This window comes from Kitasatospora mediocidica KCTC 9733 (genome assembly GCF_000744225.1).
Taxonomy (GTDB): domain Bacteria; phylum Actinomycetota; class Actinomycetes; order Streptomycetales; family Streptomycetaceae; genus Kitasatospora; species Kitasatospora mediocidica.
In genome coordinates, this window is sequence record NZ_JQLN01000003.1 from 337,446 (window position 1) to 354,273 (window position 16,828).

Consider the following 16,828-nt stretch of genomic DNA (forward strand, 5'->3'; position numbering starts at 1 on the left):
AGAACCCTTCGCTCACAGCACCGTAAGCAGCGCCGCCAGGAAGCGGTCCGTCGTCGCGGGATCCCGGACGGCGATCCGCAGCCAGTCCGCCCCGAGCCCGGGGAAGGTGTCCCCGCGTCGCACCGCGAAGCCCGTCGCGCGCAGCCGCGTTCGCACTTCGGCCGCGCCGGGCAGCTCGATCAGGACGAACGAGGCGGCGGGCGTGCCGTGCACCCGGACGCCGTCGAACGCGGCCAGCCCCTCGATCAGGTGGTTCCGGTGCGCGCCGGTCGCCACTGCGGCGGCCTCGGCCTCGGCCAACGCGGCCGGGGCGCTGCACAGTTCGGCGGCGACCAGGGCGGGGGTGGAGACCGGCCAGAGCGGCTGGGCCTGACTGAGCTCGGCGATCAGGTCGGCCGGGGCGAGGACGTAGCCGATCCGCAGTCCGGCCAGCCCCCAGGTCTTGGTGAGGCTGCGCAGCACCACCACCCGCCCGGGCAGTCCGCGCAGCCCGGCCAGCGACTCGGTCTCGCCGGGCACGGTGTCCATGAACGCCTCGTCCACCACCAGTGTCCGTCCCTCGCGGGCCAGTTCGGCCAGTGACGCGGCCGGGTGCAGGACGGAGGTCGGATTGGTGGGGTTGCCGACCACGACCAGGTCGGCCTCCTCGGGCACCGCGCCCGCGGTGAGCCGGAACCCGTCGGCGGGGGAGAGCAGCACCCGCCGCACGCTGTGCCCGGCGTCCCGCAGCGCGGCCTCGGGTTCGGTGAACTGCGGGTGCACGACGACCGGGTGGCGCGCCCGCAGGGTCCGGGCGAGCAGCACGAACGCCTCGGCGGCGCCGGAGGTGAGCAGCACCTCCTCGACGGGCCGGCCGTGCCGGGCGGCGACGGCGGCGCGGGCGGCGGTCTGCTCGGGGTAGGCGGCGAGGTCGGCCAGGGTGGCTGCGAGGCGGGTCCGCAGCCAGTCGGGCGGGGTGCCGGTGCGGACGTTGACGGCGAGGTCGACCAGTCCGGCGGCCCGCACCTCGGCGTCGCCGTGGTGGCGCAGATCGGGCTCCGAGGGCTCCGAGGGCTGCGACGGCGCCGAGGGCGTTGAAAGCACTGAGGGCTCCGAGGGCTCGCTGACCGACGCCAGGGCGACCGTGGCCAGCCCCGACTTCCGCTTCGGCAGCAGGAGTTCGCCCCCGCCGAGCAGGGCAGCGGCCTCCGCCACGCTGGCCGTGCCGGTGACGGTCAGTACCGCCGCCGACGGGTGCGGCACGGTGATCCCGGCGAGCTCCGCCGCCGGGTGCCCGACCAGCGGGACCCCCAGCCGGCGGGCGGCGGCGAGCAGTCCGGGCTCGGCGGCCCGGCTCTCGACGGTGGCCAGCCGGGCGACGGCGTCCGCCGCGCTGCCCGCCTCGGCGAGCGCCGCGGTGATCAGGCCGAGCACCTCGTCCTCGCCCACGCCGCTGCTCGCGCCCACGCCGACGACCACCCGTACGCCGCTCATCATCGCCCTACTCCCTCTGCGTCCGGGACCCCGGGACTCCGCGCTCTCGCGCTCCGCGCACCCGGCGCCCCGGGAATCCCACCACGGGCCGCGAGAGCGCGTCAATCGAGGCCAAGGCCCAGGTCGAGGCCATGAAGCAAGAGGATGGACGGTCAACGTTTCCCTTGCGGCCACCTGCCACCGACGCTCAGGCCCTACGCTTTCGCCGCCCGGCGAAGATCGTCGCACCGCGCTGCACGCCGCCGCCCCTCAGCCCCTCACGCGCCTCTCGCGTCGCCGCCACCGACACCACCGAATCTGGAACCGACAACCGTGTACCTCGTGGAACGTCGCACCTCCCCGGCGCCCGCCGACGCCGACCCGGGTGCCACCCCGGCCCGGCGCCGGTGGGCGGCCGTCCCCGCCACCGTGCTCGCTCTCGGCGCGGTCAGCCTGATCACCGACGTCTCCTCCGAGATGGTCACGGCGGTCCTGCCGCTCTACCTGGTGGCGGGACTCGGCGTCTCGCCGCTCGGCTTCGGCCTGCTGGACGGAATCTACAACGGCTTCAGCTCGCTGGTCGGGCTGGTCGGCGGGCATCTCGCGGACCGCCGTGGCGGCCGGCACAAGGCGGTCGCCGCGGCCGGCTACGGGCTCTCGGCGCTCTGCAAGCCGTTCCTCCTGCTCGCGCACTCGGTGGGCCCGATCGGCGCGCTGCTGGCCGTCGACCGCACGGGCAAGGGCCTGCGCACCGCGCCCCGCGACGCGCTGATCTCGCTGTCCACCGAGCCCGAGCGCCGCGGCCGCGCCTTCGGCGTGCACCGCGCGATGGACACCGCCGGCGCGCTGATGGGGCCGCTGGTGGCGTTCGGCCTGCTCCGGCTGGCGCAGGGCTCGCTGCTCGCGGACGGCGGTGAACGCTCGGGCTACGACTCGGTGTTCGCGGTCAGCGGGTGTGTGGCGGCGATCGGCGTGCTCGTCCTGCTGCTCTTCGTGCCGAACTCCTCCACCACAACGCAACCGGAGCAGTCGGCCGAGGACGCTCCCGCCGCCGAACGGCCCCGCCTGCGCGCCTCGTTCGCGCTGCTGCATCGCCCGGCGCTGCTGCGGCTGACGCTCTGCGCGGTGCTGCTCGGCCTGACCACCGTCAGCGACTCCTTCCTCTATCTGCTGCTCCAGCGCCAACTGAAGCTCCCGGTCTACCTGTTCCCGCTGCTGCCGATCGGCACGGCGGCCGGCTTCCTGCTGCTGGCCGTCCCGCTCGGGGTGTTGGCCGACCGGGTCGGCCGCCGCCGGCTCTTCCTGGCCGGTCACCTGGCGCTGCTGCTCGCGTACGGGGTGCTGCTCAACTCCTCGGCGCAGTGGGCGGTCTTCCTGGTGCTGGCGCTGCACGGTTCGTTCTACGCCGCCACCGACGGGGTGCTGGCCGCGGCCGCCGCCGACGCGGTGCCGGCCGAACACCGCGGCGCCGGACTCGCGCTGGTGAACACCGGCCAGACGGCGGCCCGGTTCGTCTGCTCGTTGGCGTTCGGCGCGGCCTGGACCGTCTGGGGCCCGCACACCGCGCTGGCCGCCGCCACCGGCGGGCTCGCACTCTGCGCCGCCCTGGCCGCCCTGACCCTGCGTTCCCGTCCCCCGCACCCCAGTTCCGATGAGGCCCCCGCGTGACCCGCACCTCCCGTTTCCTCGTCCTGCTCGCCGCCGTCCTGCTGCTCGGCGGCGTCGGTACGGTGGCGGTCCTGCACGCCGCCGACCGCACCGCGCGCCACGACAAGCCGCAGCAGGGCGGCCCCTCGGTCGCCACCGGCACGGTCGGCCTCACACCGTCCGGCGGCCGCCTGTTGGCCTTCCGCTCGATGGCCTGGGGCCCGCACCGCGACGAGCTGGCGACCGTCCCGGCCGACCGGCCGAACGCCGTGCGCACCGTCTCCGGGGAGAAGTGCCTGCGCTTCTACGCCGCCGCCGGGACCGGCGTCTGCCTGCGGGCGGACCACGGCGCGCTCCAGGACACCTACCACGCCGTCATCCTGGACGCCTCGCTGCACGAGGTGCGCAGCGTCCCCGCCGCCGGCATCCCCAGCCGCGCGCGGGTCTCGCCCTCGGGCCACCTGGCGGCCTGGACGGTCTTCGTCGCGGGCGACACGTACGGCGGCACCAGCTTCTCCACCCGTGCGTCGATCCTGGACACCCGGACCTGGAAGCTGGAGGACAACCTGGAGACCTTCACAGTCATCAAGGACGGCCAGCCCTACCACGCCCAGGACATCAACGTCTGGGGCGTCACCTTCGCGGCCGACGACAACGCGTTCTACGCCACCGTCGCCACCGGCGGCCAGACCTACCTGGTCCACGGCGACCTCGCGGCCCGCACCCTGACCACGCTCCACCAGAACGTGGAGTGCCCCTCGCTCTCCCCGGACGGCACCCGGATCGCCTACAAGAAGCGCGTCGCGGGCGCCGGCAGCGCGTCCCCGTGGCGGCTCTACGTCCTGGACCTGCGCACCGGCATCGAGACGGCCACCGCCGAGCAGCGCAGCGTGGACGACCAGGCCGACTGGTCCGACAACTCGACGCTCGTCTACGCGCTGCCCGGTGACACCGGATCGGACCTCTGGTCGGTTCCGGCCGACGGCACCGGCACCCCGGCCAAGCTGCTCTCCTCGGCGGCGTCCCCGAGCTACCTCGGCTGACCGGCGCCGGCCGCTTCAGGAGCGCGGCGGCACGGCGAGCAACTTCGCCAGCATGCGGGCCAGTTCGGCCTGTTCGTCGCCCTCAGTACCCGCGCAGCGTTCTTCGCACCCGCGCAGCCCCTTCAGCGCCGCTCGGCGGCCTGCCGCACGAAGCGCTCGGCCAGCTGCGGTGCCCCGGCCCAGTGCACGTGCAGGTAGGAGGCGTGCACAGCCGCCGTCGCGAAGCCCTCGCTGTGTGCGGCGCCGGTCGGGGTGCGCCAGCCCCAGGCGGGGGCCGGGCCGGCGGCGGGGGTGCAGGCCGTGCGGTGGAACTCGTGCCCGCGCACCCGGGTGCCGGTGACCGCGAGCGGGCTGTCGTGCAGTGCCACGGCCTCCCGGTAGCCAAGCGTGAGCCGCTCGGTCATGGTGGCCGTGGAGTCCAGCACGCCGCACATCGGCCGTCCGTCCAACTCCCCTCCCAGGTAGAGCAGTCCGGCGCACTCGGCGGCGATCGGCGCGCCGTCGGCGGCCAGTCGGGCGACGGCGGAGCGCAGTCCGGCGTTCTCGCTCAACTCGGCCGCGTAGACCTCGGGGAACCCGCCGCCGATCACCAATCCTGATGTGGAGACAGGCAGTTCGGTGTCGTGCAGCGGGTCGAACGGCAGCACCTCGGCCCCGGCGGCCGTCAGCAGCTCCGCGTTCTCCGCGTACGAGAAGGAGAACGCCGCGCCGGAGGCCAGCGCGATCCGCGGTCGCGCCCCGATGACCGGGGTGACCTCGGCCGCCGCGTCCCACGGCTCGTCGTGGATCGGCGGCGCGGACCGGGCCAGCGCCAGCAGCTCGTCCAGGTCGACCGAGGCGGCGATGAGTTCGCCCATGTCGCGGACGGCCTGGACGGCCTGCGCCGAGCGCTCCACCACCGGGACCAGGCCCAGGTGCCGGGACGGCGTCGCGACCGCGGCCGTGCGCCGCACCGCGCCCAGCACCGGGACGCCCGAGCCCTCCTCCAGTGCCTCGCGCAGCAGTTGCTCGTGCCGGTCGGAGGCGACCCGGTTGAGGATCACCCCGGCCAGCCGCACCTGCGGATCCCAGGAGGCGAACCCGTGCACCAGCGCGGCCACCGACCGGGACTGCGAGGAGCCGTCCACCACCAGCACCACCGGCGCCCGCAGCAGCTTGGCGACGTGCGCGGTGGAGGCCAACTCGCCACGCCCGGAGGCTCCGTCGAACATCCCCATGACGCCCTCGACGACCGCCAAGTCCGCACCGGCCGCGCCGTGCAGGAAGAGCGGCGCGATCCGCTCGGGGCCGCACAGGAAGGCGTCCAGGTTGCGCCCGGGCCGCCCGGTGGCGAGGGCGTGGTAGCCGGGGTCGATGTAGTCCGGGCCGACCTTGTGCGGCGAGACGGCCAGGCCGCGGGCGGCCAGCGCCGCCATCAGCCCGGTGGCCACGGTGGTCTTGCCCGCGCCCGAGGAGGGCGCGGCGATGACGAGACGGGGGATGTCCATGGAGCTAGCGGCCTACCACTCGATCCCGCGCTGGCCCTTGCGGCCGGCGTCCATCGGGTGCTTGACCTTGGTCATCTCGGTGACCAGGTCGGCGAGTTCGAGCAGCGGCTCGGCCGCGTACCGGCCGGTGATCACCACGTGCTGCGAGCCCGGACGGTCCCGGAGCACCGACACCACCTCGTCCACGTCCACCCAGCCCCAGTGCATCGGGTAGGTGAACTCGTCGAGCACGTAGAGCCGGTAGGTCTCGGCGGCGAGGTCGCGCTTGACCTGTTCCCAGCCCTCCTTGGCGGCCTCCTCGCTGGTCACCTCGGCCTCGGCCGAGCGCTGGATCCACGACCAGCCCTCGCCCATCTTGTGCCAGGCGACCGTGCCGCCCTGCTCGGAGGCGCCGAGCACCTTCAGCGCGTTCTCCTCGCCCACCTTCCACTTGGCGGACTTGACGAACTGGAACACCCCGATCGGCCAGCCCTGGTTCCAGGCCCGCAGGGCGAGACCGAAGGCGGCGGTCGACTTGCCCTTGCCGGGGCCGGTGTGCACGGCGGTGATCGGCTGGGTACGGCGCTGACGAGTCGTCAGACCGTCCTCGGGGACGACGGAGGGCTGGCCCTGAGGCATGGGTGTCACGCTGCCTTTCGACGCGGCTGGGTGGTGGCGGAGGGGCGGTGGGCGTGCACCAGGGCGGCCACGCCCTCGGCTCGCAGGTCGTCCAAGGTGACGGCGGTGGCGCCGAGTTGGCCCGCCAGGGTGCGGGCCAGGCCGAGCCGAACGTGGCCGGACTCGCAGTCCAGCACCACCGCGGCGGTGCCCTGGGCGGCCAACAGGCCTGCGGCCTGCCCGGCTTCGGCCAGCGCGGCGCGCCCGCCGGTGGCCCGGCCGTCGGTGACCACCACCAGCAGCGGACGCCGGTGCGGGTCGCGCAGCCGTTCCAGCCGCAGGACTTCGTGGGCGCGCAGCAGCCCGGCGGCCAGCGGGGTGCGGCCACCGGTGGGCAGCTGTTCGAGCCGGGCGGCGCCGACCTCGACCGACGAGGTCGGCGGCAGGGCCAGCTCGGCGCCGGCACCGCGGAAGGTGATCATGCCGATCTTGTCGCGGCGCTGGTAGGCGTCCATCAGCAGCGACAGGACCGCGCCCTTGACGGCGGTCATCCGCTGCCGGGCGGCCATCGAGCCGGAGGCGTCGACCACGAAGAGCACCAGGTTGGATTCCCGTCCCTGGCGCACCTGTTCGCGGAAGTCGTCGTGCCGCAGCACCAGCGCCCGGCCGGTGCGGCCGCGGGCCGCCTGGTGCGGGGCCGCGGCCTGCAGGGTTGCGGCCAGGTGCAGCCGGGTCAGCTGCCCGGCCGGGCGGCGCGAGCGGACGGTCTGCCCGCCGTCGGTCTCGGCGGGGGAGCGGCGGCCCTGGGCGCCCTTACCGGTGCCGGGGACCTTGAACAGCCTGGTCCGGTACGGGTCGTCGGCCGCCACGGGGGCGGACTCCCGGGAGGCGCCGGGCTTGGGAATCTGCGGGGGCGCCTCCTGCGCGGACGACTCCCCGGCGGGCGCCTCGCCGGGGTCGGACGACGGCTCGGGAGCACCGCCGCCGCCGTCCGGGCCACCCCCGTCCGGCCCGTCGTCCTCGGGCCCGCCACCCTGCGGCCCGTCACCGTCCGGCCCCTCGCCCTCGCCCTCCGGCTCCGGCTCCTGCTCGGCGTGTTCCTCCAGCGTCCGGTCCAACTGCTCCTCGTCCAGCCCGGGCGCGTCGAACGGGTTGCGCCGCCGCCGGTGCGGCAGCGCCAGCTGCGCGGCCTTGCGGACGTCCTCCTCGGCCACCGCCGTCCGCCCGTCCCAGGCGGCCAGCGCGACCGCCGTGCGGGCCATCACGATGTCCGCGCGCAGGCCGTCCACCTCGAACGCCGCGCAGACCGCGGTGATCTGGCGCAGCGCCGCGTCCCCCAGCTCGACGGCGGGCAGCAGCGCCCGGGCGGCGGTGATCCGCTCGGCCAGCGCGCGCTCCTCGGCCTCGTAGCGCCGCGCGAAACCGGCCGGGTCGGCGTCGTACGCCAGCCGGCGGCGGACCACGTCGGCGCGCTCCACCGGATCGCGGGTGGCGGCGATCTCCACGGTCAGCCCGAACCGGTCGAGCAGCTGCGGCCGCAGCTCGCCCTCCTCCGGGTTCATCGTGCCGACCAGCAGGAACCGCGCCGCGTGCCGCACCGACACGCCCTCGCGCTCGACGTACGAGCGGCCCATCGCCGCCGCGTCCAGCAGCAGGTCCACCACGTGGTCCTGGAGGAGGTTGACCTCGTCGATGTAGAGCACGCCGCGGTGCGCCCGGGCCAGCAGGCCGGGCTCGTACGCCTTGACACCCTCGGCCAGCGCCCGTTCCAGGTCCAGCGAGCCGACGATCCGGTCCTCGGTGACGCCGACCGGCAGCTCGACGAGCTGGGCCGGCCGGTCGAGCGGCGCGGCGTCCGGGTGCGTCCCGTCCGGGCACTGCGGGTCCGGCGCGGCCGGGTCACAGGCGAACCGGCAGTCGCCGACCACCGTGATGGACGGCAGCAGCCCGGCCAGCGCGCGCACCATGGTCGACTTCGCGGTGCCCTTCTCGCCGCGCACCAGCACCCCGCCGACCGCCGGCGAGACGGCGTTCAGCAGCAGGCCGAGCCGCAGGTCGGCCATCCCCACGATGGCGGTGAAGGGGTATCGGACGTCACTCACAGGCGTTCGCCTTCCATAGCGCGGACCGCGGGCGCACCCGGCGGGACGAAGGGCAGGCCGTCGCCGACGCCGCCCTCGATCAGCCGCCAGAGCGCGTCGGTGTCCGCGTGCTCCTCGATCAGATCTCCCAGCCGGTCGAGCCGGGCCTCGCGCGCCGCGGCGAACGAGGTGTCGGGGGAGGGCACGAACCGCCGTCCCGCCAACGCCGCGACCTCGCGCAGCAGGGCCCGCCGGAAGCCGTCGTTCTCCAGCGCGCCGTGCCAGGTGGTGCCGAACACCGACCCCTGCCGACACCCGTCCAGGAAGGTCTCCCCGCCCTCGACGGTCACCACCCCGTGGTGGATCTCGTACCCCTCGACCCGCTCGCCGAAGGCCTCGCCGACCGGCCGGCCGAGCACCTTCTCGGCGCCGAACCGCACCCGCACCGGCAGCAGCCCCAGCCCGTCGACCGCGCCGGCCTTCGACTCGACCTCGTCCACGATCTCGTGCCCGAGCATCTGGTAGCCGCCGCAGACCCCGAGCACCGGCCGCCCGGCCGCCACCCGCTCGTTCAGCGCACGGTCCAGGCCGCGTTCGCGCAGCCAGGCCAGGTCGGCGACGGTGGCCCGGGTGCCGGGCAGCACCACCAGGTCGGCGTCGGCCAGCTCCTCGGCCCGGCTCGCCCAGCGGACCAGCACGCCCGGCTCCTGCGCCAGTGCGTCCAGGTCGGTGAAGTTGGACAACCGCGGGAAGCGCAGCACGGCCACCCGCAGCACGTCGGCGCCGTAGGGCCCTTCGACGTCCTCGCGGTCCACCACGGTGGAGAGGTCGAGCGAGTCCTCGGCGTCCAGCCACAGGCCCTTCAGCATGGGCAGGGTACCGAGCACCGGACGGCCGGTCAGTTCGTGCAGCATGTCCAGGCCGGGCTTCAACAGCCGGGCGTCGCCACGGAACTTGTTGACCAGCCAGCCCGCCACCAGCCGCTGGTCCTCGGCGCTGAGCAGCGCCAGGGTGCCGAACATCGCGGCGAAGACCCCGCCGCGGTCGATGTCGCCGACCACCACGACCGGCAGGCCGGCGGCCCGGGCCAGGCCCATGTTGGCGATGTCGCGGTCGCGAAGGTTGATCTCGGCGGGGGAGCCGGCACCCTCGCAGATCACCACGTCGAAGCGGCGGCGCAGATCCGCCAGGCACTCCAACGAACGCTCCAGCAAATACGGTTTGCGCTCCCGGTAGTCGAGCGCGCCGACTTCCGCGACGGGCCGGCCGAGCAGCACCACCTGGCTGCGCCCGTCCGCCCCGGGCTTGAGCAGCACCGGGTTCATCGCCGCCTCGGGCTCCACCCGGGCGGCGGCGGCCTGCATCACCTGGGCCCGGCCGATCTCCGCGCCGTCGGCGGTGACCATCGAGTTGAGCGACATGTTCTGCGCCTTGAAGGGGGCGACCCGCACCCCCTGCCGGACCAGCCAGCGGCAGATCCCGGCCGTCACCACGCTCTTGCCCGCATCCGAGGTGGTCCCCGCGACCAGCAGTGCGTTGCTCATTTCCGTCCCCTCCGCAGAGCCGACACGGCGAACCGTCCGGCCACCGTCACCCCCAACGCCAGCAGCCCGACCCGGCGCGACAGCACACACGCCCGCTCGATGTCGTCCACCGCCACCGGCCGCAGCTCGGGGCCCAGCACCGGCCGCTCCTCCACCCGCGAGCCGTAGCGCAGCGTGCCGCCCAGCCGGACGCCGAGCGCGCCCGCGAAGGCCGACTCGGCCTGCCCGGCGTTCGGGCTCGGGTGTGCGGAGCCGTCCCGCCGCCAGATTCGCCAGGCGGTCCCCGGCGAGGGCGCGGCGGCCACCGTGAGCAGCGCGGTCAGCCGGGCGCCCGGCCAGCCGGCCACGTCGTCCAGCCGGGCCGAGGCCCAGCCGAACCGGCGGTAGCGCTCGGACCGGTGACCCACCATCGCGTCCAGCGTGTTGACGGCCCGGAAGGCCAGCAGCCCGGGGGTGCCCGCCAGGGCGCCCCAGACCAGCGCGTTGACGACGGCGTCCGCGGTGTTCTCGGCCACCGACTCGACCACTGCGCGGGCGATCTGCGGCTCGTCCAGGGAGCGCGGGTCGCGCCCGCACAGGTGCGGCAGGCGTTCCCGGGCGGCCGTCAGATCGCCCGCGCGCAGCGCGCCGTCGATCAGCCGCGCCTCCCGGGTGAGCGAGGCCCCGCCGAGCACCGTCCAGACGGCCGCGGCGGTCAGCACCGCCCGCCCGCGCCCGGCGGCCCGGTCGGCGACCAGCGCCGCGCCCGCCACCGTGCCCACGCACAGGGCGGTGTAGAGGCTCCCGGCGCCCCGGTGGTCGCGCCACAGCGCCTGTTCGGCCCGCCCGGCCGCCCGGCCGAAGCCGGCCACCGGGTGGCCCCGCCGGGGATCGCCGAAGCGGGCGTCGGCGGCATAGCCGGCCAGCGCGCCCACGGCGTAGGGGAGAGTGCGGCGAAGTGGGACCCTCACCGCCGTCAGCCCGCGGACGGCGGGCGGCGACGGGGTGGTCGGAAGGCTGCCGGCATGGGCGTGCGTGTCCTCACTCAGGGTCCGCGCCCTGGATCGACGTAACGGGGGCGAGAGTCTCCTGGCTTCCGGGTCCTGACGCACGCTCGGCGGCGTGCTCCCCGGTGACAGTGGCGGGACCGCGCCGGACTCGCACCGGCTTCCTCTGCTTGCCTCCGATTGGCCCCAGGATCCCATCACGTGCCGGAACCGGCAGTCAACCAGCGCCCCGGAGTGCTTGATCACATCCGGGATCGCATCCTCCGGTCACCCGGCACGGTCGGCCGGAACCGTCGTTACCTCCGAGTAGCCCGCGCTCCCGTTCGCCGGCCGCTGGTGAATCCTCCAAGGCCCGATCGAGGCCCGCTCCCCGGCTTCGTGCGTTCAGAGGCTGGGGCGCCACCCACCCCGCCCCTAGCGTCAAGTCATGCGACGCAGAACGCCGGCCCCCACCCCGGTCCCCTTCTCCCCCCAGGCCGCCCGGGCCCACCGCTCCGGGCTCGGCCTCACCCCCGAACAGGTCGCGGCCGGGATGGCCGCGCACGGCGTCCGGCTGCTGCCGACGCACGTCCTGGGCTGGGAGAGCGGTGAGCTGCACCCCACCGAGGAGGAGTTCGTCGCGCTGGCCCGCGCGCTCTGGTGCCCGGCGGCCCAGCTGATGGGCGTGCGCCCCAGCAGCCTGCGCGACTTCCGGGTGGCCCGCGAGCTCGGCCGGGAGCAGACGGCACGTCAGATCGGGATCGGCCTGAAGTCGTACGAGGCGGCCGAGCTGAGCGGGCGCTGGAGCGGCGACGAGGCGCAGACCCAGGCGCTGGCCCAGGTGCTCGGCCTGACCCTGCGCGACCTGGTCCGGGTGACCGGCGCGGGCGAGGAGCTGGAGCAGCGGCTGCGCCAGTGCGTGGACGGGCGCTGGCAGGCGCAGCTGAAGGCGGTCGGCCGGCTCGTCCCCGCGCCGCGCGCCGCGCTCTCGACCGTGCTGGCCGCCCTGCAGGGCGAGTACCAGGTGAACTCCTACTGGGGCTCCAGCGCCCCGGACGAGCAGCAGCAACCGGACGAGCCGCTGGAGCGCCGCTTCTGGGCCCTGCTGGCCGCGACGGACACCGGCATCCCCGTCTAGCGGCGCTGCGGTGGCCGCCCGCCCGCGCCCGGGGTGAACTGGCTGGAAAGTAACCCCTCACCACCCCGGGGAGAGCCATGCGTTGGGGAATCGTCGTCGCCGCGGGCACCGCCGTCGCCGCCGGAGCGGGGGCCGTCGTCCTGATCGTCGGGCGCCGGGTCTCCGATCTGGCGGTCCAACCGTCCCCGGGCGGTGAGAGCGGACCCCGCGCGGCGGACCCCGCGCTGCGGGTACGGGCGCTCGGCGCGGGCGACGTCACGCTGACCCGCACCGGCGCCGCCGAGCGCCGCGGCCGGTACGCGCTGGAGTGGCCCGGCGGCCACGCGGTGGTCGGCGAGGTGCTGCGCACGGGCCCGAAGACCGTCACCCGCCGGCTGGAGCTCAGCGCGGGCAGCCCGCCGGCGATCGGCACCGAGGTCGAGCTGACGCCGCGGGTGCTGCGCGGGGACCCCGGCTCGGCCTGCGGTCTGGACTACATGGACGTCCTGGTCGACGGCGAGCTCGGCGCGCTGCCCGCCTGGTACGTGCCGGCGCTGCGCGGCACCTGGGTGATCCTCGTGCACGGACCCGAGGCCGACCGGCGCCAGGCGCTCCCGGCCCTGCCCGTCCTGCGGCGCCTGGGCCTGCCGGCGCTGGTGGTCAGCTACCGCGGCGACCAGGGCGCGCCGCCCTCGCCGGACGGGCTCGGCCACTTCGGCGAGACCGAGTGGCGCGACGTCGAGGCGGCGATCCGGTTCGCCAAGGAGGCCGGCGCGGCCCGGATCATCCTCTACGGCTGGTCGCTGGGGGCGGCGACGGTGCTGCGGGCCGCCGCCCGCTCGGACCACCGCTCGGAGCTGGCCGGCCTGGTGCTGGACTCCCCGGTGCTCGACCCGTCGGCGTCGGTGCGCGGCCGGGCGGCCCGCGCGGGCGTGCCGGCCGGGGCGGCGACGCTGGGCGCCTGGGCGGCCGAGGGCCGTACCGGCATGGACGTGGCCGGTTTCGCCCGGCTCGCCGACGGCGCGGACCTGCCCGGGCCGACCCTGCTGCTGCACAGCCCGCAGGACGGCATCGCGCCGTGGCACGACGCGGCCAGGCTGGCCCACCGCCGCTCGGAACTGGTGAGCCTGCACGCCGTCCCCGGAGCCGAGCACGCGGCGCTCTGGAACGCCGATCCGGCCGGCTACGAGGAGAGCCTGCGGCGCTTCCTGACGCCTATTCTCTGAACCGGTGCGGAGCGGTTTCGGATTCGCACGCGGTCAGTCACCTCTTGACCACGGACGGTGCCGCCATGTTAATGTCGTGCACAGGTCACGCGGATCGGGCAGCCCGGTTTGGGCACCATTGCCCCATCTCCGCCCGTCGGTTGTCACCGGCTGCCAAAGACGCGCCGAACTCGATGTGACAGAAGCCCCGTGCACGGGGAAGACTGCACGGCGTGACGTCTCGGAACCCGCGCGACCGTGATGCCCCGCTCCCGCCGACCATGGGTACCGGCGCGACGGTGACCCGTCTACCCGGTACGGCCCCCCGCGCGGATACCGCGCTGCCGGCCGGCTCCGGCGTACCCCGACGCCGAACCCCCAGGCCCGCCCCCGGCCGAGGCCGGGTCCCGCTGCCCGAGGGCTTCCCCGTACCCGCCGAGCTCGCCCCGCTGGCGCGCCGGATGCTCGCCGACGCGGTGCGCATCGCGCGCTGGGCCGGTGAGCTCGAAGCCGTCGACAAGCGCGGCGAGTTGCTGCCCGACGACGCCCGGGCGGCCGGGCGGGCGCTGGCCGTGACGGTCGGCGCCGCAGCCAAGGCCTGGGGCCAGGCCCTGCTGGTCGGCCTGGTCGAGCCGCGCGACGGCGGCGCCGCCCCCGGCTGGCGCCTGCACGCCTGGGAGCGCGACGACGAAGCCGTGCTGCGCGGCTGGTCCGCGCTCTTCGACGCCTGGACCCTGCTGGCCCCCGTCCCGCCCGCCGCCCTGCGCGGCGTCTTCGCGGTGCTGGCCGGCCAGGCCGTGGACCAGGCGCCGCAGCTGCTCTCCTTCCTGCACCTGGTCGACGGCCCGGTGGCCGAGAGCGAGCTCATGGAGCTGCTGCGCCGCGGCCTGGACGAGCGCCGGCACGGCGCCGGCACGGGCTTCGCGACGCTGTCGCCGGTGCCGCACGCGGCCTCCGCCGTCTCGGCCGTCCGTGGCACCTGCCGCGAGCCGCAGATCGACACCCCGCCCGCGCCCTCGGACATCGCCGCCGTGCTGGACTGGATGCTGGACGGCCTGGCGGCCGTCGGCGCCGTGGTCCGCTCGGCGGAGGCCGCCGAGCTCTCCCCGCTGGGGCACTGGGCGGTGCGCGCCAAGCTGGAGGAGATCTGCACGGTCGCGCAGACCGCCGCGGGCCACATCGAGCAGAGCGCGCTGGAACTGCTGGACGCCTGCGCCAACTACTCGCCGGGCCCGGCCCGCGCCGAGTACCGCGCCTGGGTCGCGGCCCGGCCCGTGGACCGGGCGGTGGCCGAGCTCCTGGAGGCCGCCCGGGGTGACGACGCGCTGCTGCGGGGCCTGGCCTTCGAGGCGCTGCGGGTGGCCGGCGGAACGGCCGAGCAGGGGGTCCGGGCGGCGGTGGACGAGGCCGTGCTGCGCCCGTACGCGCTGCTCTGGCTGGCCGAGCAGCTGGACGAGGGCGGCGTGGTGCCGTCCGACGTGCTGAGCGCCGAGGACGCGGCCTGGCTCTGGGTGGACACCGCCGCCGCGGTACTCGACCACGGCGAGACCGAGCTGCTGGTGGGGCACGTCGAGGGCGCCAGCGCCGGCGACCCGGTGCGGCTGTTCGCCCGCGCCCGGCAGTCCGGCCACGCCCGCGCGGCCTCGGTGCTGACGGCGGTCGCCGGGGTGCACCCGGACCCGGCGGTCGCCCGCGCCGCGCGCCGCTCCGCCTTCAGCGTCCACCGCGGCGGGGCCTGAGGGCCCCAGCACGCCCCCGGGCCCCACGCCCGGGGCCGTGGGGCCACCGGCTCCGTCCGGGCTCCACCACGGCCCGATCCGGGCGTTTCACCCTGGAGCGTGACCGGACAGCGAAGTGCCCCGCCGGATCAGGGATCCGACGGGGCACTCGGGTGGAACAGGCGATCAGCAGCCGCGGGACTCCGCGCGGCGGGCCCGCACGTCGCCGACCTTCTGACCGACCTTGCGGCGGATCACCAGCAGCGGCGCCATCGCGGCCAGCGCGATCTGCGCGACGGCACCGACGTGCATCAGCACGTCGCCGCCCGGCAGGCCGGTCGCCCAGGCGGCCAGGCAGCCGATCGAGACGACGATCCAGGCCAGCGTGGCGGTGGCCAGCAGGCCCTGCGGCTTGGGGTACTCGACCTGGCTGACCATCAGGTACGCCACGCCGAAGATCGCCAGCAGACCGACCAGGAAGGGCGGGTCGAGCAGCACGATGGCGATCACCGTCATCGCGCCCATCGGGCAGGGCATGCCCTGGAAGACCCCGGGACGCATCTTGACGGTCGAGAAGCGGGCCAGCCGCAGCACCACCGCCAGCAGCACGGTGAGCGCGATGAAGGCGGAGAGCCCCTGCTTGCCGCCGGGCGACACGATGCCCCAGACCGCGACGAAGTAGGCCGGCGCGATGCCGAAGCTGATCAGGTCGGCCAGGTTGTCGAGCTCGGCGCCGAGCGCGGAGGAGCGCAGCTTGCGCGCCACCAGGCCGTCGAAGAGGTCGCACATCGAGCCGAGCAGCAGCAGCGTGACCGCGGTGGCGGCGCCGTGCCGGACCACCCCGCCCGCGGAGCCGTCGCTCCCGTTGATGTGCGGGATGAGCATGTTCGTGGTGATCGAGTAGATCGCCAGGAACCCGCAGACCGCGTTGCCGAGGGTCAGGAAGTCGGCCGTCGACAGGGTCTGCGGCGAGCGGGGGGCCCGCAGCTCGCGGTCGCGCGCCCAGCGGCGGCGACGCAGCTCGGTCTCGTCCGACTCGCTCAGTCCGACCAGTGTTTCGGGATCAGTCACGGTCAAGGCGTGTCACCCCCGCGGTGGTCTTCTGGCCGACCGTGACGCCGACCTCGACGCCGGCCGGGAGGTAGGTGTCGACGCGGGAGCCGAAGCGAATCAGACCGATCCGCTCGCCCTGCTCGACCTTGGTCCCGGCGAACGTGTAGGGCACGATCCGGCGCGCCACGGCGCCCGCGATCTGCACCATCTCGATGTCGCCGAGCTCGGTGTCGAAGTGCCACACCACGCGCTCGTTGCGGTCGCTGTCCTTGTTGAACGCGGGCACGAAACCACCGGCGATGTGCTCGACGGAGGTCACCGTGCCGGGCAGCGGGGCCCGGTTGACGTGGACGTTCAACGGACTCATGAAGATCGCGACGCGGGTCCGGCCGTCCGGCCAGGCGTCGATGCTCTGCACCACTCCGTCGGCCGGCGAGATCACTCTGCCGGTACCGATCTCACGCTCGGGGTCGCGGAAGAACCACAGCATGCCCGCGCTCAGCGCGCAGGCCGGGACCGCGGCCACGGCCCACTTGCCGTTCCGCCTGGTGAGGGCGGTGGTGAGGGCTGCGGTGGCCAGGGTCGGGACGAACCAGGGGGTGGCTCCGCGCGCGATGGTCACGCGGGGTCGCCGGCCGGCCGTCTCGGGAGCGAGGGCATCGCGATCCGTGACGGAGGTGTGAGGGGACGGGCTGATGGGCATCGAAGACCTTTGTCGCGGGCCCTGGGGCTTGGCACAGTATGGCCGCTGCACGGGGGCCACCGCGGGGATCGGGTGAGAAAGGGACAGCTGCTGTCCCGGTGGATGCTATCGGGAGCAGGTGGTGGGTGGGCAACCCGCCTGCTCGTTCAACTGTCCGCAGCCGGGCTGCTGTGCGCGCGCTATGTATACGACCGTAGCTGCCCGCAGTCCCGTCCC

13 protein-coding genes and 1 riboswitch are annotated in these 16,828 nt (G+C 75.2%); of the genes, 5 read left to right on the forward strand and 8 right to left on the reverse strand.

The genetic code is table 11. From position 1 onward, the window contains the following. Positions 1 to 12: 12 nt before the first annotated feature. Complete coding sequence (gene cobC, locus BS80_RS06920) at positions 13 to 1,473, reverse strand: Rv2231c family pyridoxal phosphate-dependent protein CobC (protein WP_083974388.1); 1,461 nt, start codon at positions 1,471 to 1,473, stop codon at positions 13 to 15. Positions 1,474 to 1,785: 312 nt separating this feature from the next. Between cobC and BS80_RS06925 the strand changes: the two genes are divergently transcribed. Together BS80_RS06925 and BS80_RS06930 are read left to right on the forward strand one after the other, a co-directional pair. Continuing rightward, on the forward strand, positions 1,786 to 3,120 hold the full coding sequence (locus BS80_RS06925) for an MFS transporter (protein ID WP_035794299.1): 1,335 nt from the start codon (positions 1,786 to 1,788) through the stop codon (positions 3,118 to 3,120). After that, positions 3,117 to 4,142, forward strand: coding sequence for a TolB family protein (locus BS80_RS06930; protein WP_035794300.1), 1,026 nt, complete (start codon positions 3,117 to 3,119; stop codon positions 4,140 to 4,142). Before BS80_RS06925 ends, BS80_RS06930 begins: the two co-directional genes overlap by 4 nt. Positions 4,143 to 4,264: 122 nt before the next feature. On the opposite strand, the gene BS80_RS06935 is transcribed toward BS80_RS06930, so the two are convergent. From BS80_RS06935 to BS80_RS06955, 5 genes are read right to left on the reverse strand one after another with little or no spacing between them, the layout of a single operon-like run. Further along, on the reverse strand, positions 4,265 to 5,629 hold the full coding sequence (locus tag BS80_RS06935) for a cobyrinate a,c-diamide synthase (RefSeq protein ID WP_035794302.1): 1,365 nt from the start codon (positions 5,627 to 5,629) through the stop codon (positions 4,265 to 4,267). 12 nt (positions 5,630 to 5,641) lie between these two features. Next, the gene (gene cobO, locus BS80_RS06940; RefSeq protein ID WP_035794304.1) at positions 5,642 to 6,247 is read right to left on the reverse strand and encodes a cob(I)yrinic acid a,c-diamide adenosyltransferase; all 606 of its coding nucleotides are present in this window, start codon (positions 6,245 to 6,247) and stop codon (positions 5,642 to 5,644) included. A 5-nt stretch (positions 6,248 to 6,252) separates the two neighbouring features. After that, positions 6,253 to 8,289, reverse strand: a complete 2,037-nt coding sequence (locus BS80_RS06945) for a putative cobaltochelatase (protein ID WP_051966326.1) — start codon at positions 8,287 to 8,289, stop codon at positions 6,253 to 6,255. A 35-nt stretch (positions 8,290 to 8,324) separates the two neighbouring features. Beyond that, entirely contained in the window at positions 8,325 to 9,851 is a 1,527-nt protein-coding gene (locus BS80_RS06950) for a cobyric acid synthase (RefSeq protein ID WP_035794309.1), read from the reverse strand. Further along, the gene (locus BS80_RS06955; protein WP_035794311.1) at positions 9,848 to 10,801 is read right to left on the reverse strand and encodes a cobalamin biosynthesis protein; all 954 of its coding nucleotides are present in this window, start codon (positions 10,799 to 10,801) and stop codon (positions 9,848 to 9,850) included. Before BS80_RS06955 ends, BS80_RS06950 begins: the two co-directional genes overlap by 4 nt. A gap of 111 nt (positions 10,802 to 10,912) precedes the next feature. After that, a riboswitch (cobalamin riboswitch) is annotated at positions 10,913 to 11,004 on the reverse strand. A gap of 260 nt (positions 11,005 to 11,264) precedes the next feature. Here BS80_RS06955 and BS80_RS06960 point away from each other — a divergent pair. The 3 genes from BS80_RS06960 (at position 11,265) to BS80_RS06970 (ending at position 14,877) form a co-directional block, all read left to right on the forward strand. Then, entirely contained in the window at positions 11,265 to 11,954 is a 690-nt protein-coding gene (locus BS80_RS06960) for a helix-turn-helix domain-containing protein (protein WP_035794313.1), read from the forward strand. A gap of 77 nt (positions 11,955 to 12,031) precedes the next feature. Next, positions 12,032 to 13,159, forward strand: a complete 1,128-nt coding sequence (locus tag BS80_RS06965) for an alpha/beta hydrolase (RefSeq protein WP_035794314.1) — start codon at positions 12,032 to 12,034, stop codon at positions 13,157 to 13,159. A 212-nt stretch (positions 13,160 to 13,371) separates the two neighbouring features. Next, complete coding sequence (locus BS80_RS06970; protein ID WP_232246385.1) at positions 13,372 to 14,877, forward strand: hypothetical protein; 1,506 nt, start codon at positions 13,372 to 13,374, stop codon at positions 14,875 to 14,877. A gap of 165 nt (positions 14,878 to 15,042) precedes the next feature. Here BS80_RS06970 and BS80_RS06975 read toward each other — a convergent pair whose 3' ends face one another. Next, on the reverse strand, positions 15,043 to 15,933 hold the full coding sequence (locus BS80_RS06975) for a CDP-alcohol phosphatidyltransferase family protein (RefSeq protein WP_035794319.1): 891 nt from the start codon (positions 15,931 to 15,933) through the stop codon (positions 15,043 to 15,045). Beyond that, complete coding sequence (locus tag BS80_RS06980; protein WP_035794325.1) at positions 15,920 to 16,612, reverse strand: phosphatidylserine decarboxylase; 693 nt, start codon at positions 16,610 to 16,612, stop codon at positions 15,920 to 15,922. Before BS80_RS06980 ends, BS80_RS06975 begins: the two co-directional genes overlap by 14 nt. Between the last annotated feature and the right edge of the window lie 216 nt (positions 16,613 to 16,828).